The sequence below is a fragment of the Novosphingobium sp. Sphag1I genome, assembly GCF_056279125.1.
The window spans coordinates 152,744-171,295 of the sequence record NZ_JBWBQS010000003.1 but is presented as its reverse complement, the minus strand read 5'-3'; the positions used below and the strand labels follow the sequence as shown (position 1 = coordinate 171,295).

Genomic DNA, 18,552 nt, shown 5'->3' with positions numbered 1-18,552 from the left:
GGAAGGAGACACCCCGCCAAATTTGTCAGGCTTTACCAGCCGCGACGGGGACCGTCGTAATAACCGCGGCGGCCATAATCGTCATAGGGGCGACCATCGCGGAAGTAGCGGCGGCCATGGTGGTCCCAGTAATAACCGTCACGCCATGCCCAGCTGCGTTCAACCACATAGACCGGCGGCGGCGGGGCATAAGCATAGGCGGGGGCATAGGCCGGAGCATAGGCGACCGGCGGGGGCGGCGCGTAAACGGGCGCATAAACCTGGCGGCGCGGGCGGTCAGAGGCAATGGCCGCGCCAATGCCCAAACCGATGATGCCGCCGATCACGCCGGCCGCAACGGCATCGCCGCCGCCGCGATGACCACCGTATCCGCCGCGGCCATAGGGGTCAGCCATCGCGGGGGTGGCGGCAAATGTGGCAATAGCGCTGGCGGCCAAGGCCACCGCAGTGATCGTCTTCTTCGTGAACTGGCTCATGTTACACCTCTCTGGGTTTGGCTTGGGGGGCCTTTACTTGAGGCTCCTTGTTGCCGTTGATTCGTGTTCTACGCCTCCCTTGCTGAACGGAATCGGGATGCAGTTTGCAGCCATTGTTCATCATGCCTTGGGGCGCAGGCTGGCAATTTGCTCATATTTGGAGGTGATCATGCTGGGCGGGAATAAGCGAATGTCCTAGGCCATGCCGGGGATAGGGAGGCGCAGCAGGTTTTGGGGCGGATCGCTCTGAAAGGGTCATGGAATTACAATGAAAATGCATTTTGCGCGGCTGATCTTTTGCCACGTGCCAAAGACCGCGGGTTCGTCCATCACACGTTTGCTGCGCGACAACTGGCCCGGCCCGCATGCTCTGGATGTATTCGAACAGGATGACAGCGGGGCCGATCTTTCCCATGCGATGCGCGATTCGGCCATGCTGGCGGGGCATCTGAGCCACGCCAATGTGTTGCGCGCCATGGATGCGGCCGGGATCGATGCCTATAAGCTGACCAGCCTGCGCAACCCGATCGATCATGTGTTGAGCACCTATTACCACATACAGGCCTATGCGGGGGATGCGCTGTCGGGCGACGGGCGGGTACGGGCGCTCAAGGATGCGGCATCCGGCATGAGCCTACTGGAATGGATGGCGGGGCGTGCGCGTGATCTCGACGGGTTTGAGACGATGTTTGATAATCCGCAGGTCCGTATGATTCTGGATAAACGGACCGGCCCGCTGACCATCGCCGATGCGCAGGAAGCGATTGCCATCATGGGGCGCTTTGACGGGGTCATCCTCTTCGAACGGCTGCGGGAATCGGTCTTTGCCGTGATGGCCGCGCTTGGGCTTGATCCAGGCAGCAGCCTGCCCCGATTGATGACCAATCCGTCAAAGGAGCGCAGCGTGATGACGCTGTCCCGCACGGAAATGCAGGCGATGATGGCGCTGACGCGTTATGACGCACTGCTGTATGATGTGATCAGCACGAGCTGGTGCGCCAAACTTGGCACCATGTCGATTGCGATGCCAAAGGCCCAGCCGACCGCCGCGCCCGAAGTGTTGCTGTCCGATGTGCTGCGCACGTCCAACGCGCAAAAGATTGAAGGCGGCGTGGTGGGGGAAACCATCCAGATGCGGGGGGACAGTCTGTTCCTGCATCCTCCCCATGGTGATGCGGGGGCATTGCGCATCCTGTCGGCCGATTTCCCGGCATCGGGACAGAACAGCTTTTCCACCGAACTCTCGCTGGAGCATGAGAGTGCGCCCATGGTCGAAGTGTCGATGACCATTCGCGACGGGGATAAAGTGGTTTGCGCCTTTACCACCGGCGTCACCCCGGCCGCACGCGTACCGATTACCTTGCGCTTTGCGCCGATCATGGGGCGGTGTTCTGTCGATTTGGACGTGCGGACGCTGGACCCGCAAGGGGCCAACAACTTTGCCTGGTTGATGATGTGGCGGGCGGTGTTTTCGGGATAGGGGGCCAATATCCGTTATCCCCCCAACAAAAAGGCCGGAAGGGGCGTCCCTTCCGGCCTTTCGTGTTTCAAACCAATCCCGAAAGATCAGCCCGCCTTGCGCGAGGCCTTCTTGCGTTCATTGGGGTCCAGGATCGCCTTGCGGATACGGATCGACTTGGGCGTCACTTCGACCATTTCGTCGTCGTCGATATAGGCAATCGCCTGTTCCAGCGTCATCACGCGCGGCGGCGTCAGACGGATGGCGTCGTCCTTGCCGGTCGAACGGAAGTTCGTCAGCTGCTTCGACTTCATCGGGTTGACTTCCAGATCGTCGGGCTTGGCGTTTTCGCCAATGATCATGCCTTCATAGATCTTTTCCTGCGGCGAGACGAAGAGCACGCCGCGATCTTCCAGCGCGTTGAGCGCATAGGCTACCGCTTCACCATCGCCGTTCGAGATCAGAACGCCATTGGGGCGGCCTTCGATCTTGCCCTTATAGGGGCCATACTTGTCGAACAGACGGTTCATGATGCCCGTGCCGCGCGTGTCGGACAGGAATTCGCCGTGATAGCCGATCAGGCCGCGCGAGGGCGCGACAAAGGTGATGCGCGTCTTGCCACCGCCCGAGGGGCGCATGTCGGTCATTTCGCCCTTACGCAGCGCCATCTTTTCAACGACCGTGCCCGAAAATTCTTCGTCCACGTCGATCAGAACGGTTTCATAAGGTTCGGTGCGGTTGCCGTCTTCATCGGTGCCGAACAGCACGCGGGGGCGGCTGATGCCCAGTTCGAAGCCTTCGCGGCGCATGGTTTCGATCAGAACGCCCAACTGAAGTTCACCGCGACCGGCAACTTCGAAGCTGTCCTTGTCGGCCGATTCGGTGATGCGGATGGCAACATTCGATTCGGCTTCGCGTTCCAGACGGTCGCGGATCATGCGGCTCGTCACCTTGCTGCCTTCGCGGCCCGCCAGCGGCGAGTCGTTCACGGCAAAGCGCATCGACAGGGTCGGCGGATCGATCGGCTGGGCCTTGATCGGTTCGACCACTTCGGGTGCGGCGACGGTGTTGGCCACGGTTGCAACCGCCAGACCGGCCAGCGAGATGATGTCGCCGGCCTTGGCTTCATCCACGGGCACGCGGTCCAGACCGCGGAAGGCCATCAGCTTGGAAGCGCGGCCCGTTTCGATCACATTGCCGTCCATGTCCAGCGCGCGGATCGGGTCATTGACCTTGATCGAGCCCGACTGAACGCGGCCCGTCAGCACGCGGCCAAGGAAGTTGTCGCGGTCCAGCAGCGTGGCAAGGAAGGTGAAGGGCGCATCGACGTCCAGCGCCGGCGGCGGCACGTGATCGACGATCAGCTTGAACATGGGTTCCAGCGTGCCTTCGCGCGCTTCGGGGTCGTAACCGGCGTAACCGTTGCGGCCCGATGCGTAAAGGACAGGGAAATCAAGCTGTTCGTCATTGGCTTCGAGGCTGACGAACAGGTCAAACACTTCGTCCAGCACTTCCTGAATGCGCTGATCGGGGCGGTCGACCTTGTTGACGACGACGATGGGCTTGAGACCCAGCGCCAGCGCCTTGCCGGTCACGAACTTGGTCTGCGGCATCGCGCCTTCCGAGCTGTCGACCAGCAGGATCACGCCGTCGACCATCGAGAGGATGCGTTCCACTTCGCCGCCAAAGTCGGCGTGGCCGGGGGTGTCGACGATGTTGATGCGGACGGGGCCCGATTCATGGCCATCCCATTCGATCGAGGTCGGCTTGGCAAGGATGGTGATGCCGCGCTCTTTTTCGAGGTCGTTGGAGTCCATCGCGCGTTCTTCGACGCGCTGGTTGTCGCGGAACGTGCCGGACTGGCGGAAGAGCTGGTCAACCAGGGTGGTCTTACCATGGTCAACGTGGGCGATGATCGCGATATTGCGAAGCGGAAGCGGGCCAGACATCAAAAGGGCTTTCTGAAACAGCGGGCGGGTCAGCCCGTTATGGGAGTGGCGCTTGGTTGCGCCGCAGCATGCGCGCGCCCCTAGCTTACGCAGCGGCTTTGGGCAAGACTCGAGAGTGAGTGTCCATGCTGACCAGATTGACACACTTCGGGAAAATCTGGGGCGCTTTTGTATTTTTGATAAGATTTTGTGGGATAATCCAAAGGCTACAACGTTAAAGGATTGAGCAAAGTGCCGACAAAGAATACCCTTCGGCATGATAATAATGAAACCGACAGTATGACAGGCGGGGGGCCTGTCCACATGTCGGTTCGTGGGAAGGAACGGGTTTGTATGAACCACATTACGTTCTCGCGCGGGGAACGCGCAGGCGATGCTTTTACGACTCTGACCTGCGCAAGGAGCGCGCAGGCGTCCCGACGCCGAATGGCGTTAAAGGCGGGCGGGGCCGGACTTGCCCTGGCCTTTGCCGGGCCGGCAATCGCGGCCGAGGAAGATCCGATCAATAATGAGATCGTGGTCACCGCGACCAAGCGCGAACAGACGCTGCAACAGGTGCCGGTGGCCGTGACGGTCACATCGGCCGATGTCATCAACCATGCCAAGATCCGCGACATCAAGGATCTGGCCAGTGTGGTGCCCAGTTTGCGCGTGGCGGTCCATCAATCGAGCGCGCAGACCAATTTCTTTATCCGCGGTTTCGGCAATGGCGCCAACAATGCCGGTATCGAACCCAGCGTGGGCGTCTTCATCGACGGCGTCTATCGTTCGCGCAGCGCGGCCCAGATTGCCGACTTCCCCGATGTAAAGCGGGTGGAAGTGCTGCGCGGTCCACAATCGACTCTGTTCGGCAAGAACGCCAGCGCGGGCGTGGTTTCCATTTCGACCATGGAGCCGCAGTTCAAGCCCGGCGGCAGCGCCGAAGTCGCCTATGGCAATTACAATTCCCTGATCGTCAAAGGCATGTACACAACGCCGCTCAGCGACACGGTCGCGGTCAGCGTGGCGGGCGGGTACAATCGCCGCGACGGCTTTGTGCATGACGGCAACACGGGCGCGAATACGAATAACCGCAACCGCTGGTTCGTGCGTGGCCAATTGCTGTGGGTGCCGGACAATGGGCCGCGGGTACGCATCATTGCGGATTATTCGCGGATCGATGAAACCTGTTGCGCGGTCGTCAATCTGTTATCTTCGTCCAGCACGGCGGCGATTAATTCGCTGGGCGGGCGGGTTAATTCGCCATCGAACCCCTTTGGCGATGTTTATAACAATTTCAATTCGACCAACCGCATCCGCGACTATGGCTTTTCGGCGCAGATTGATCATGAAATCGGCGGGGTAAAGTTGACCTCGATCACCGCCTATCGCCGCAACAGCAATTACAACAATCAGGACAGCGATTTTACCTCGGCCGACCTGCTGGGCGAAAACAGCGCGACGGTCCGGATCAACACCTTTACCCAGGAATTGCGCGCCAATGCCAAGCTGGGTGAGAAGGTCAACCTGTTGTTGGGCGCCTATTATTTCAACGAAAAGATCAACCAGACCGGCGCCCTGCGCTATGGTTCGCAAATGCGTTCCTATGCCGACCTGCTGATCCGAGGGGCCAGCAGCAATACGCTCAACGTCGCCTCGCTGGAGGGGACTTTCGGCACGTTGCAGGGTAATCCGGCGCGATATACCGGACAGTTCTTCAAGTCGGGCACGGGTCTTTCCGAAGCCTATCATCTGGCCAATGAATCGATCTCGATCTTTGGCCAGATGGATTGGAAAATCGCCCCGCGCGTGACGCTGACGGGTGGTTTGAACTATACCAAGGACAACAAGCGCTATTCGACCGGCGTGTCGTCGAGCGATGTCTTTTCGGGCATTGACCTGACGGCGATGCGTTCGGCAGCCACCAATGCGGGCATTTCGCAGTCGATCGGCGGGTTGCTCTCGGTTCCGGGCGGCTTTGCCTCTCCGGCCCAGATTGCCGCTTTTGCCAGCGCCAACCCCACCGCCTATAATTCGGTGGTGACGGGCGTGTCGAACCAGACGGCGCAATTGATGGCTCTGCGCGCGCTGCAATTCATGCCGCCTTTCCTTAATGTGCCCAACAGCGTGGAAAGCGGGCGGACCAATGACGGCAACCTGTCTTTTACCGCGCGCCTGGCCTATGAGGCCAACAAGCACCTGAATTTCTATGCCAGCATTGGCACGGGGTTTAAGGCCAGTTCGATCAACCTGTCGCGCGACAGCCGCCCGGCCTTGTCCGATTCCGCCGCGATTGCCGCCAGCGGTTTGGCCACAACCAACCTGCGCTATGGCGGGCGCTTTGCCCGGCCGGAAAAATCGACCGTCTATGAAGTGGGGATGAAGGCCAACTGGTCGGTGGCGACGCTCAATTTTGCCGCTTTCTATCAATCGATCCGGGATTTCCAGTCGAACATCTTTACCGGCATCGGCTTTGACCTGCTCAATGCGGACAAGGAATCGGTCTATGGTTTCGAGTTCGAAGGATCGGTGCGTCCCACCCCGGAACTGACGCTGACGGCGGCGGTGACCTACCTGAAGCCCAAGTACAACAGCTTCGTGAACTCGTCCTTTGGAAATGTTTCGGGCACGACGCCGGCGGGCATTGCGCCGCTGTCCACCACCATGTCGGCCACGTGGGACAAGCCCATCGGCGGCGAACAGCGGATCATCCTGCGCGGCAACTGGCACTATGAATCGCCGGTGCAAAATCAGGATGGCATGCCCGGTTTTATCACCAAAAACCCGGTGACAGGGGCGATCATTTCCTATCAGACCGGATTGGACGCGGCGCGCCCGTTCAAACGCACGGTTTCGGAAATCGACGCCTCGGCCACGTGGCAGATTTCCAAGAAGTTCGAACTCAGCCTGTGGGGCCGCAACCTGACCAATTTCCGCTATATCAGCGTGATCTTTGACAGCCCGGCCCAGACGGGCTCGATCTCTGGCTATGTCAACACGCCGCGCACCTTTGGCGTGGCGGCGCTGGCCAAGTTCTGAGGGGCCAGATCGGTCAGAACGGATTGCCGGACAAAAAGAAGCGGGGCGTTGATGCGCCTCGCTTTTTTGTTGGCGCTTTTTCGGCCTCTGCGCGTTAATCGGGTTGGGTAAATGGAAAAAGGCTTGGCCAGATGAATTGGATGTTCCTGCCGCTGCGGCGCTATTTCGACATTTTCGGCCGTTCGCAAAGGCGGGAATTCTGGCTGTTTTTCCTGATGCTATGGGCGGTGGATGCGGTGATCGTCACGATTTTCGGATCGCCGGTGTCCTATACCAATGGCATGAATTTCTATTGGGGCACGCAAACCAGCCTGCTGGGACAGGGGCTGATCGGCCTGATCGCCCTGTTCACGATGATCCCCAGCTATACGCTCTCGGTCCGGCGCCTGCATGATATTGACCGTTCGGGCTGGTGGCTGCTGGTGTGGTTTGTGCCTTTCATCGGCTGGCTGATCCTGTTTATCTTCTTCTGCCTCGACGGCACCTATGGCCGCAACCGTTATGGCAATGATCCACGCGGTCGCGGCGCGGCGGATATTTTCCGTTAAAGTCCGCCCACCTAAAGCTCTCTAAGCGCTTCAGCCGGGCGGGTGCGCAGCAAAGGCAGCGATCCGCCCAGCGCAAAAGCCAGCACCAGCACCAGCCCGCCGCCCAGCACGGCCAGCACATAGGTCCAGTCGGGCAGGAAATCGAAGCTGAACAATTCCACCACGATCAGCCAGCCCAGACCCGAACCAAGCGCCAGCGCCACCAGCGCCAGCAATCCGGCCAGCGCGCCATATTCGGCCAGCAACAGCGCCAGCAACTGCCGCCCGCTGGCCCCCAGCACGCGCAGGATGGTGTTGTCATAGGCGCGTGAGGCCCGCGCCGCCGCAATCGCGCCCAGCAAGACCGCCACGCCCGCCAGCACTGCCACGCCCGCGGCCGACAGGATCGCCGCGCTCATTTGCCCCAACAGCCCGCGTGCATCGCGCAGCAGCGGCCCCACCTCGACCACCGATGCGGTGGGATAGGCATGGGTGAGGGCGCGCAGCAAGCCATTCTGCCGCCCCTTGTCCAGACTGATCGTGGCGGCCAGTTTGAAGGGCGCGCCGGTCAGTGCATTGGGCGAAAAGACCAGCACATAGTTAAACCCGAAACTTTCCCAATCGATCCGCCGCAAAGAGGCGACCCTTGCGGTCCGCTCTACGCCCAGCAGGCCGACGGTCACGCTGTCGCCAACCTTCAAACCCGTGCTTTTGGCCAGTTTTTCATCGACCGACACCAAGGGTTCGCCCTGATAATTGCGGGGCCACCATGCGCCATCGGTGATGACATTGCCCTCGGGCACATCCTGCGCAAAGGTCAGGCCGCGTTCGCCCTTCAATTGCCATGCGTCCTCGGGAATATCCTTCATGTCGGCAACGCGGGTCTGCGCGCCTGCCGGGCCATAGGCCAGGATCGCCCCGCGCAAGGTCGGCACGGTGCGGACTTTTGCCCCCGGCGCGGCCTGTTCGACGGTGGCGCGAAAACCGGCCTCATCGCCTGGTTGCAGGTCGATGGCGAAATAATCGGGCGCCTTTTGCGGCACGCGCGCGGCAATATTGGCGTCCAAACTGGTTTGCACCACCGCCAGCACGACAAAAGCCGTCAGGCCAAAGCCCAGTGCCGTCACCAGCCGCGCGGTCTGATTGCCGGGGCGGTGCAGATTGCCAAGCGCCAGACGCATGATCGGGCTTTTGGGGCGCGGCAACCGCGCCGCCATGCGCGACAGACCCCAGCCCAGAACCGAAAGCAAAACAAAAGCCGCCGCCGCCCCGCCCAGGAAAATCGCGGTCGTCCGGGGCGATCCATCGCCCAGAAAGGCCAGCCCGACAATGCCCGCCAGTCCCGCCGCAACCCAGCGCCAACTGCCCTTGGGCGCGACCGGGGCAACCCTTGCGCGCAGCAAGGCCATCGCCGGATAGGTCCGCGCCGCCAGCAAAGGCCCCGCCGCGAACACCAGCGCCACCAGCAGGCCCCACAAGGCCGCCCGCGCCAGCGCCCATGGCGCCAGCACAAAGCCATCGACCACGGGCAAAACACCCGCCAGCGCCTTGACCACCAGAGGCAGCACCGCCACCCCCGCCACCAGCCCGGCCAGAGCGCCAACCCCCGCCGCCGCCGTGATTTGCAGGACATAGATCCGGGCAATATCCGCGCTGGTCGCGCCCATGACTTTGAGCGTTGCGATGACGCCCCGCCGTGCCTCTAGATAGGAGGCCGTGCCCCCGCCAATCCCGATCCCGGCAATCAACAGCGCGGCCAGACCGACCAGCACGAGGAAATCGCCCATGCGCGCAATGAATGTTTCAGTGCCCGGCGAAGCCTTGTCCCGCGTGCGGATATCCAGCCCGTTTTCGGGAAAGCGTTTGGCCAGATCATCGGCAATCGCGGCTGCATCACACGCGCCGCCGCAATCCATGCGCAACCGGCTGCGATACATCGCCCCCGGTGCGGTCAGGCCCGCACTGTCGGGAAAACCCATCGGCACGATCACCGTGGGGCCAAGCGCGAAACCTTCGCCCAGACCATCGGGTTCGACCGCGATGATCCCGCCCACGCGCAATGGCTTGCTCGCGATGGTGAAAGTCTCGCCGACCTTGACGCCCAGCCTTTCGGCGGCCCCGCGCGCGATCCATGCCGTACCCGCCGCCGGAGCGCCCACGCGCCGTCCATCGGCCAGTTCCAGCCGCCCAACCAGAGGCCAGAGCGCATCAACAGCCTTCAACTGGACCGGGGCGGATGTATCGCCAAAGCTGGCCATGGCCTGAAGCCGTTGACCATCGGAGAGGCGGCCATAGCGCGCCAAGGCTCCCCGTTCGGCGGCCGACATGGGCCGTTGCCAGACGGTGATCTGAACATCGCCGCCCAGAATTTGCCGCCCCTTGGACGCCAGCCCTTCATTGATCGCCTTGGTCAGCGAGCCGATCGCCGCCAGTGCGCCCACGCCCAGAAACAGGCATGCAAGCAACAGGCGCAGCCCCCGGAAACGCGCGGAAAGCTCACGCCGCGCAATGCGCCATGCGGTGGACCAGTTCACGCGATGACGCCCGCAACAATCTCGTCGGATGCAATGCGGCCATCGGCGATGCGGATGATGCGCTGCGCCTTTTGGGCCAAAGCCTCGTCATGGGTGATGATGACCAGCGTCGATCCGGTCTGTTCACGGCGCGACAGGATCAGGTCAATGATCGCGGCGCCTGTGGCCCCGTCCAGATTGCCTGTCGGTTCATCGGCGAACAGCAAGGCAGGGCGAGGGGCCAAAGCGCGGGCGATGGCCACGCGTTGCTGCTCGCCGCCCGAAAGCTGGCTTGGGTAATGGTGCAGGCGGTGGCCAAGGCCGACGGCGGTCAATTCCTCGGCGGCGCGGGTGGCGGCATCGGCAATTCCGGCCAGTTCAAGCGCGGTCATCACATTTTCCTGTGCCGTCATCGTGGGCAACAGATGAAACGCCTGAAGCACCACCCCGATCCGCCCGCGCCGGGCCAGCGCCAGTTGATCCTCGGACAATCCCATGAAATCGGCGCCCGCGACCGATAACTCACCCCCGCTGGCGCGTTCGAGGCCTGAAAGCACCGCCATCAGCGAGGATTTGCCCGATCCCGACGGGCCGAGCAGCGCCACGACCTGTCCCTCTGGAACCGACAAATCGACGCCTTTGAGGATCGACGTCGCGCCATCACCCCCCGCGCCATTGGCGCCAAGTGTGAGGGTGAGATTGCGGGCGAGGATCGCGCTCTTGCGGTCAAGGGATTGGGTCACGATATGGTTATGGGTGGCGCACCGGGATTCGGCAAGGTGGGCCGGTACGAAAGGGCAATTTGATGAAGGCTTTGGGTGCGGCGCTGGTGCCGGTGCTGGGTTTGGCGCTGCTGGCCGGATGCGGGTCAAAGGCGGATAAGGCGGCAGAGCAGGACACATCCGCGCCGCAGGAAGCGCCCCCTTCGGCATCGTCCAGCCAGAGCGCCCCGGCGCTGACCGGGCCGGTGGTCCGCATTACCGCGCTGGGCGACAGCCTGTTTGCCGGTTACGGATTGCGGGCCGAACAGGCCTATCCGGTGCGTCTGGAGGCGGCCCTGCGCGCACGCGGCATCAATGCGGATGTGACCAATGCCGGCGTTTCGGGTGACACGACGCAGGATGGCCGCGCTCGATTGAACTTTACACTGGGTCAGGCCGCGCCGCCCGATCTGGTGGTGATCAGCCTTGGCGGCAATGACATGTTGCGCGGGCTGCCCTTGGCCCAGACGCGCGAGAATCTTGACGCCATTCTGGCCGAACTGGAAGATCGCAAGATCAAGGTGGTGGTGATGGGCATGTTGGCCGCACCCAATATGGGGCCTGATTATGCCAAGACTTTCAATGCCATCTATCCGGCGGTGGCGGCGAAACATCATGCTGTGCTGGAGCCGTTTTTTCTGAAACCAATTTTCAACCGCCCGGATCTGCAATTGCCCGACCATATCCACCCCACCGAAAAGGGCGTGGAGGCGATGGTCAGCGCGACCGTGGACAAGATCGCAAACGCATTGCCCAAAGCACCGGCATGAGGGCGCTGATCGCCGCCATTTTGATGTTATTGGCCGGCGCGGCGCTGGCTGAAACGGCGCTGGCTGAAACGACTGGGGCCGAAACGGTCAATGTCCTTTCGCATGGTGTGCGGGCGGTGGGCTGTCCCAATGATGATTCGCCCGCGTTACGTGCGATTTTTACGGCGGCGCGGCCCGGACAGGTGATCCTGTTTCCGGCGGGCCATACTTATTGCCTTGGCTCGACAGTGGCGCCGCTGGATTATCGCGCCACGGACCCGGCGGCGCTGATGATTGCGAACAAGGCGGATTTGCGGATCGAGGCCGAAGGCGCGCGTTTCGTCGTCGCGCCGGGGGCCGCCTTTTCCAGCGCGGTGATGATCGCGCAAAGCCGCAATATCGCCTGGCATGGCGGAGAGATCATCGGCAATCGCACCGGTTTGCGCGCCAATCAGGAAAATGTCGGGCTGACGTTGATCAATCTGGTCGATTTCCGGGTGTCGCACCTGCGATTTGCCGGGTTCGACACGCTGGGCGCGGCGGTGGCCGGGGATTGGCTGGTGCGGGGGCGCTTGACGGACTTGCGGATGGACGGGGTGGGACTGTGCTTTGATCTGGCCTTTTTGCACACGGTCCATGTTGCGCGGGTTTCGGCCCGGGGCAGCGATGGCGCAAACGGGCCGGGCCAGACCTGTTTCTCCGACATCCATGACCGTGCCTTTCTGGGGCATAATCGCACCGGCATCCGCTATGACGCCAGCCAGAATGTCCATGTGGAGCAGTTGGACGCGCGCCATTTCAACACCGGCGTCGCGATCAGTTCCGGGCGCGGCTGGCGGTTTGACGATGTGAGCCTGTCGCAGATGCGCGGGCATGGCGGGGCCGCCGCGTTGGGCTTCTATCTGGTGCGGCGGGCCGAGGGGCCGTTTGCCAATGGTGCGCAGGAATTGGCCGATGTCACCATCCGGCGCGGGTCTGTGCGCGATCTGTCCAGCGGGGCGGGCGCCTATGGCGTCCTGATCGAGGGCGGGGCCGGCATTGGCCGGGTCGATATTGCGGGCGTCGAATTTGGCGCCATGTCCGGCCCGGCGATCGATGCGCGCGGGGCGCTGGCGGGGTTACAACTCCATTTGGGTGGCAATCACGCTGGCGGCGTCCCGATGCTTTCTGCCAAGACCAAGGCCTTGGTGGAGGGACGGCGGGATGAGCGTCAATGTGGCGGAATTGCCGGGGCTGGATTGGCCGCGTGTCGGCCTGTTGCCGGTGGTGGACGCCGCTGAACAGGCGTTGACAATGGGGCGCGGCTTTTCGCTGATCCGGCTGGGCGATGGCGAAGGCGCGATGTTGAGCCACGCAGCGCCGCGCATGGCGGAGGATGTCGCCTTTTGCCTGCGCATCTGGTTTGGGGATCAGGTGGTGGCCGATGCGGACCGGCGCGCCATGGTGCTGGGGCTGGAACGCGCGATGCGAGAGGCCGATGTTCTGGGCCTGCCCCGGCGGCGTCAGTTAAAGGTGGCGATGCGCTATCACGAGGTCTTTGCCAATCTGGAGCGTGTTTTGGGCGCACGGCGGCCGGTGATCGGTGACATGGCGTTGCATTTCTATCTGCAATGGTCGGGCGCTTTGGGTTATCTTGTGCGCCGCGCGCGGCGGTTGGTCCTGATTGGATGCCGCGATGTGGCGGGCGTTTTTGCCGCGCATTTCGACGTTCCGGTGACGCAATGGCTGGTGCGCGGCGAAGCGAAATTTCCCGGATCGGTTGAGGAACCCCATTGGTCAACTGGATATGCGCGGATGATGGCGCGTATGGATGATGTGGGGCCGGGCGATCTGGTGTTGGTCGGGGCGGGGATTTTGGGCAAGGCCTATGTCGCGGCGGCGGCGCGGCGGGGGGCAACCGCCATCGATATCGGCAGCGTGTTCGACGGATGGGCGGGCGTCATCAGCCGCGAAGGGCGGATCGGCCATGGTCCCGAATTTTCCATAGAGCATCTGGCCCAGACCGATGCGGAGGGGCAGGCCATGCGCGCAAGGCTGGATGCCATATTGCGCGTGACGGATATCACCGATGGCACGATTTGATATTCGGGAATTGGCACGTGAACGGATGGTGCCATCATCAATTCTAAATTTATGATTAAAAACGGTTAATTAATGTCATTTCGGGATGTTTGCGTAATCGTCGCCGAAATGGATTGAGCCTTTGTTGCGCAGCGGCAGGCCAGAACTTAGCCCAAGGAAAGGATGGGATTTGGGGGGCGGCCTGCACGCCATCCCGTCCCGCAACATCGTGGGCCGGTCATGACCAAGTCGGACCGCCCAAGGGGCAGGGTACGGAGGAACATGACCACGCAAAGCTCTGGCGAAATGGCGCCGCGTCCATCCATCGCTCGGTCTGATGCGCCCTTGATCGCCCATGGCGGTTCGGTGCGGCTGGTGGGACAGGGTGTTCGTCCGATGGCCTTGCTGGTGCTGGGCATGCATCGTTCGGGGACCAGCGCGCTGACGCGGGTTTTTTCACTGTTGGGTGCCGGCTTGCCCGAAACCCTGATCGGGGCCAATTCGACCAACCCGACGGGCCATTGGGAATCCGACGCGGTGCGGGCGTTCAATGATGCGGCGCTGGCGGCGGCGGGTACGGAATGGTTCGACTGGCTGCCGGTGAATGAAGGGTGGGCGCGGTCGCTGGCCTATCATGGACAGGTTGATCGGGCGCGTGATGTGCTGCGCGCCGAATTTGGCGATGCGCCGCTCTTTGCGCTGAAGGATCCGCGGATTTGTCGTTTGGCCGGTTTCTGGCTGGACGTTCTGGATGCCGAAGGGATTGATCCGGCCATTGTCATGCCTTTGCGCAATCCGTTGGAGGTGGCCGAATCCCTGTCGCGCCGGGATGGGGTGGATACGCAGATCGCGCTCCTGGTCTGGCTGCGCCATGTGCTGGAGGCGGAACGGGCGACCCGTGGACGCGCGCGCATGGTGGTCAGCTATGAACAGGTTCTGGACCAATGGGCCGGGGTGGCCGACCGTGCAGCGCGTGAATTGGGGGTCGTGTGGCCGCGATCTGCGTTGGGGATCAGCGAGGAGGTGGAGGGATTCCTCTCGCATGATCTGCGCCATCATCGCCGTTCGGATCGGGCGGTGGTGGACAATCCATTGATGTCGGGTTGGTTGCGGCGGACCTATGCCCTGCTGCTTGGATGGGCCGAGGGGGCGGAGAAGGCGTCAGATTACGCCGAACTGGATGCAATTCGCGCCGCGCTGGATGAAGCGGGGCCGAGTTTTGCGCGGCCCTTGCGCAGGATTGTTCAGCAGCAACAGCAATTGGCCGATCTGGCCCATCAGCGCGCGGCGTTGGAAGGCCGGATTGAGACGCTGGCGGGAGAATTGGCGCAGAGCCAGCAGTCGCGGCAGGCCGCCGCCGATGGGCTGGCCGATGTGGCCCGCGCCTATCAGGCGGCGCAGGCGCGATTGGATGAAATGGCCGCAGACGCCTATCGCGGGGGGGAGGAACGGGCGGCGCTGGAAGGCGAATTGACCCAGTTGCGGGCGCAGGCGCAATTCATGGAGCAGCGCGCGCAGGAGGCACAGGCACGCCTTGCCGCCGGTGAGCAGGAGGCCGAGCAATTGCGCGCCGCGCTGAACGCGCAACAGCACCGCAGCGCGGAATTGGAAAGCGCGCTGATCCAGCGTCAGGAAGAGATCGAGCAGGCTTGGGCCAATCTGGAACGCGCAAATGCCGAAATTGGCGCGCGTGATGAGGAATTGAGCCAGGCACGCGCATTAGGCGAGATTTTGGCCGAAAGTGTCGAGCAGGAGCGCCGCCGCAATGTTGAATTGAGCGAAGGCTTGCAGCAGGCGCACGCGCATCAGGCGGCCATGGCCGGACAACTGGAGGCGGAGCGCGCGGCGTTGCAGGAACAGGCTGCGACTCTGCGCGGCGCGATGGAGCAGATCGGCGATATGGCCGAGGCGCTGACGGCCTTGCGCGGCGGGTACGCGGATGCGGTTGAGGCTCTGGAACAGGCGCGCGCGGGCAACGAGGCCTTGAGCGAGGAAATGCGAGAACGCCATGTCGCCGCCATGCGCCAACAGGCGGAATCGGCGCGCGAAATCGCCGCATTGTCCAAATTGTTGCAGGATGCCGAAGGTGAATTGACGCAGGCGCAGCAACACCGGATTGCAGCAGAGACCGATGTCGCCGTCTGGCAAGGGCGGTTGCAGGAGGTCGAGCAGGCCCGCGCCTATATGGCCATAAGGCATCAGGAAGCCGAGCAGCAATGGGGCGAACAGGCGCGCCATTATGAAAGGCGGGTGGGTGAACTGGAACTGAGCCGCAATGCGGCCGTCGAGGGCAATATGGCTCTGATGGCGGAAAAGACGCGGTTGGAACAGCAATTGAGCGAGCGGTTTGGCGAGTTGGCCTCGATGACGGGCCTGCTGTCCAGCGAAAGGGAGCGGGCGGAGCGCAGCAGCCAACATCTGGCTTGGTTGAGCGAGGTTTATCGAATGACCTCGCGGCGGCCCTGGTGGTGGGCCTTTATGCCCAAGGGGTGGCGGGGGCGTCAGATGGCCCAGCGGTTGGTGCAGGCCGGTCTGTTTGATGGTGACGCCTATTTGGCGCGCTACCCCGACGTTTTGGCCCATGGGGTCGATCCTCTGCGCCATTATATCCAATTCGGCATGGCCGAAGGCCGGGTGAGGGGGTGACGGACATGGGATTGGAAACACGCGTTCCCGCCGATGACATCGGACAATTGCACCAATCCGGTATTTTTGATGCGGCGTGGTACGCCAATCAATATGCCGATGTTGCCATGTCGGGCATGGACCCGGCCGAACATTACCTTTGGATCGGGCGCCGATTGGGGCGCAAACCGGGGCCGGCGGGCGGTTTGGCCGATACGGTGGCGGCGCGACCGGCCCAGCCGGTAAGGGCAAAGGGCAAGGTGGATCTGGGGTGGAATGATTTGCCCATCCACCCCGATCGGCCCAACCGATGGGTGCATAATACGGCGGCCATTGCTCGAAACCGGCCGCAGGATTTGCAACCCCTGACGCGCAGCTTCAACCCGACCTCGCTGAACATTCATTGGATCGTGCCCGATTTTGGCCCCGGCGGGGGCGGACATATGTCGATCTTTCGCATGGTCCGCTATCTGGAAACATTCGGCCATCGCCAGACGATCTGGATCCAGAACCCCAGCGTCAGCCAGAGCGAGCGGCAGGCATGGGAGCATATTCGCGCGTGGTATCAACCGATTGACCGCGTGATCGTCCGTTTCCTTCCCGACGAGGTAGAGGGGATTTCGGGCGATCTGGTGATTGCCACGGATATGTGGACGACGTTCCCGGCCTCGCAAATGACCATGATGAAGGAACGCTTCTATCTGGTTCAAGATTATGAGGCGCTGTTCCACACGCATGGCACGTTCACCTATGTGGCGGACATGACCTATCGCATGGGGTTCAAGGTTGTCTGTGCGGGCGCCTGGCTGAAATCGGTGTGCGAAGGGAAATATGGCCTTTGGACGCGGGCATGGGAATTGGCCTATGATCCGCTGTATTATTACCGTGGCGAAGGGCCGCGGGTGGATCATGACCCGGTGCGGATCGCCTTTTACGCCCGCGCATCCACGCCGCGCCGCGCGGTGGAATTGGGCCGGGAGGCGCTGCTGATCCTGCATGATCGCGGGGTGCGGTTCCGGGTCGATCTGTTTGGTCAGGATGATCTGGGCGCGCCGCCACCCTATGAACATGTCAACCATGGCTTGCTCAGCCCGGCGCAATTGGGCGACCTTTATCGTTCGACCGACATTGGCATGGTGTTTTCGGCCAGCAATTACTCGCTGATCCCGATGGAGATGATGGCTTGCGGTTTGCCCGTCGTCGAATTGGACGCGGAAAGCACGCGGGCGGTGTTTCCGGAAGGATCGGTCGCCTTTGCCCCGCCCACGCCGCATGAGATGGCCGATGTGTTGCAACGCGTGATCGAAAGTGCGGAGGAGCGCGAGCGATTGCGCCGTGGCGGCGCGGCCTATGTCGCGGGGTTGAGTTGGGAAAAGAGCGCGCGGGCGCTGGAGGCTGGCCTGATCGAGGGGCTGAGCCAGAGCAATGAGCCGGTGACGCCGCGCGAATTGTTCACCACGGCGCAGTATCAGCATAAGGCCGCCGTCATCATTCCGACATGGAATGGCGGCGATCTGTTTCGCGGCGTGCTTCAGGCTCTGGTCGATCAGAAGACCGATTGGGCCTTTGACGTGATGGTGGTGGACAGCGGTTCAACCGACAATACGCTGGACATTATCCGCGACTTTGCCGACCGGGGGGTGCGCTTGCATCAGATCCCCAACAGCGAATTTTCGCATGGGCGGACGCGCAATCTGGCCATTTCGCTGACCAATGCCGAATTTGTGGCGGTGTTGACCCAGGATGCCACGCCCGCCAATCCCAATTGGCTGGCCAATATGATCCAGGCCTTTGACAAGGGCGATCAGGTGGCGGGCGTGTTCGGCGGGCACCTGACCTATCCCGAGGCGACGGCATTTGTGCGCAATGGTCAGGATGGCCATTTCGCCCATTTCAACAATCTGCCCCATGTCGCGCAATGGGGCGTGACTCCACCGGGCATGGAATGGGGCAGCCTGCAATGGCAGCAATGGCTGCATTATTATTCCGACAACAATTCGGCCATGCGCCGCTGTGTCTGGGACAAGATACCCTATCCCGATATTCCGTGGGGTGAGGATCAGGTCTGGGCGTGGGAGATCATCAAGCAGGGCTATCAAAAGGCCTATGCCGATGATGCCTTTGTCATCCATTCGCACAATATGACCGAGGCAGGGCAGGATAAGGTGTCGCGGATCGAGGGCGATTTCTGGCTGCGCTATTTCAACTATCGCTTTGAAACGACGCCCGATGCGGTGCGGGCCAGCGTGGACTATCTCAACCAACGCGACGCCGCCGTTCCGGGCATCGCGCCCGATGTTCTGGCCCATCAACAGGTGCTGAACCGCGCCTCGGTTTGCGGGCGTTATCGCGGCCAGTTCGATCTGGTCGAGCAATGGCGGGCCAAGTGGTCGTAAGCCGCGCAGGAGACGTGA

The 18,552-nt window shown here is 62.2% G+C and carries 12 protein-coding genes; 8 read left to right on the top strand and 4 right to left on the bottom strand.

What is annotated here, in order from left to right; translation table 11 throughout:
* Positions 1 to 32: 32 nt before the first annotated feature.
* Entirely contained in the window at positions 33 to 476 is a 444-nt protein-coding gene (locus ACZ9HU_RS04390) for a hypothetical protein (protein ID WP_476102733.1), read from the bottom strand.
* Positions 477 to 744: 268 nt separating this feature from the next.
* Here ACZ9HU_RS04390 and ACZ9HU_RS04385 point away from each other — a divergent pair, with 268 nt between their 5' ends.
* The gene (locus tag ACZ9HU_RS04385) at positions 745 to 1,956 is read left to right on the top strand and encodes a sulfotransferase family 2 domain-containing protein (RefSeq protein WP_476102731.1); all 1,212 of its coding nucleotides are present in this window, start codon (positions 745 to 747) and stop codon (positions 1,954 to 1,956) included.
* Between the two features lie 86 nt (positions 1,957 to 2,042).
* Here the strand turns inward: ACZ9HU_RS04385 and typA are convergent, their stop codons facing one another.
* Positions 2,043 to 3,884, bottom strand: a complete 1,842-nt coding sequence (gene typA, locus ACZ9HU_RS04380; RefSeq protein WP_476102729.1) for a translational GTPase TypA — start codon at positions 3,882 to 3,884, stop codon at positions 2,043 to 2,045.
* A gap of 333 nt (positions 3,885 to 4,217) precedes the next feature.
* Between typA and ACZ9HU_RS04375 the strand changes: the two genes are divergently transcribed.
* On the top strand, positions 4,218 to 6,902 hold the full coding sequence (locus ACZ9HU_RS04375; protein ID WP_476102727.1) for a TonB-dependent receptor: 2,685 nt from the start codon (positions 4,218 to 4,220) through the stop codon (positions 6,900 to 6,902).
* A 131-nt stretch (positions 6,903 to 7,033) separates the two neighbouring features.
* A complete protein-coding gene (locus ACZ9HU_RS04370) occupies positions 7,034 to 7,450 on the top strand; it encodes a DUF805 domain-containing protein (protein WP_476102725.1) in 417 nt (138 codons plus the stop codon).
* Between the two features lie 11 nt (positions 7,451 to 7,461).
* Here ACZ9HU_RS04370 and ACZ9HU_RS04365 read toward each other — a convergent pair whose 3' ends face one another.
* The gene (locus ACZ9HU_RS04365) at positions 7,462 to 9,963 is read right to left on the bottom strand and encodes an ABC transporter permease (RefSeq protein ID WP_476102722.1); all 2,502 of its coding nucleotides are present in this window, start codon (positions 9,961 to 9,963) and stop codon (positions 7,462 to 7,464) included.
* The gene (locus ACZ9HU_RS04360) at positions 9,960 to 10,685 is read right to left on the bottom strand and encodes an ABC transporter ATP-binding protein (protein WP_476102720.1); all 726 of its coding nucleotides are present in this window, start codon (positions 10,683 to 10,685) and stop codon (positions 9,960 to 9,962) included. The genes ACZ9HU_RS04365 and ACZ9HU_RS04360 overlap by 4 nt, the downstream gene beginning before the upstream one ends.
* A gap of 62 nt (positions 10,686 to 10,747) precedes the next feature.
* On the opposite strand from ACZ9HU_RS04360, the gene ACZ9HU_RS04355 reads away from it, so the two are divergent.
* The 5 genes from ACZ9HU_RS04355 (at position 10,748) to ACZ9HU_RS04335 (ending at position 18,534) form a co-directional block, all read left to right on the top strand.
* A complete protein-coding gene (locus tag ACZ9HU_RS04355; protein WP_476102718.1) occupies positions 10,748 to 11,473 on the top strand; it encodes an arylesterase in 726 nt (241 codons plus the stop codon).
* Entirely contained in the window at positions 11,470 to 12,732 is a 1,263-nt protein-coding gene (locus ACZ9HU_RS04350) for a hypothetical protein (RefSeq protein ID WP_476102716.1), read from the top strand. The genes ACZ9HU_RS04355 and ACZ9HU_RS04350 overlap by 4 nt, the downstream gene beginning before the upstream one ends.
* On the top strand, positions 12,656 to 13,534 hold the full coding sequence (locus ACZ9HU_RS04345; protein WP_476102714.1) for a GT-D fold domain-containing protein: 879 nt from the start codon (positions 12,656 to 12,658) through the stop codon (positions 13,532 to 13,534). The genes ACZ9HU_RS04350 and ACZ9HU_RS04345 overlap by 77 nt, the downstream gene beginning before the upstream one ends.
* A gap of 261 nt (positions 13,535 to 13,795) precedes the next feature.
* Positions 13,796 to 16,159 (top strand): sulfotransferase family protein, encoded by a 2,364-nt coding sequence (locus ACZ9HU_RS04340; protein WP_476102712.1) that lies wholly within the window; start codon positions 13,796 to 13,798, stop codon positions 16,157 to 16,159.
* A 5-nt stretch (positions 16,160 to 16,164) separates the two neighbouring features.
* Positions 16,165 to 18,534, top strand: a complete 2,370-nt coding sequence (locus ACZ9HU_RS04335) for a rhamnosyltransferase WsaF family glycosyltransferase (RefSeq protein WP_476102709.1) — start codon at positions 16,165 to 16,167, stop codon at positions 18,532 to 18,534.
* Positions 18,535 to 18,552 lie beyond the last annotated feature (18 nt).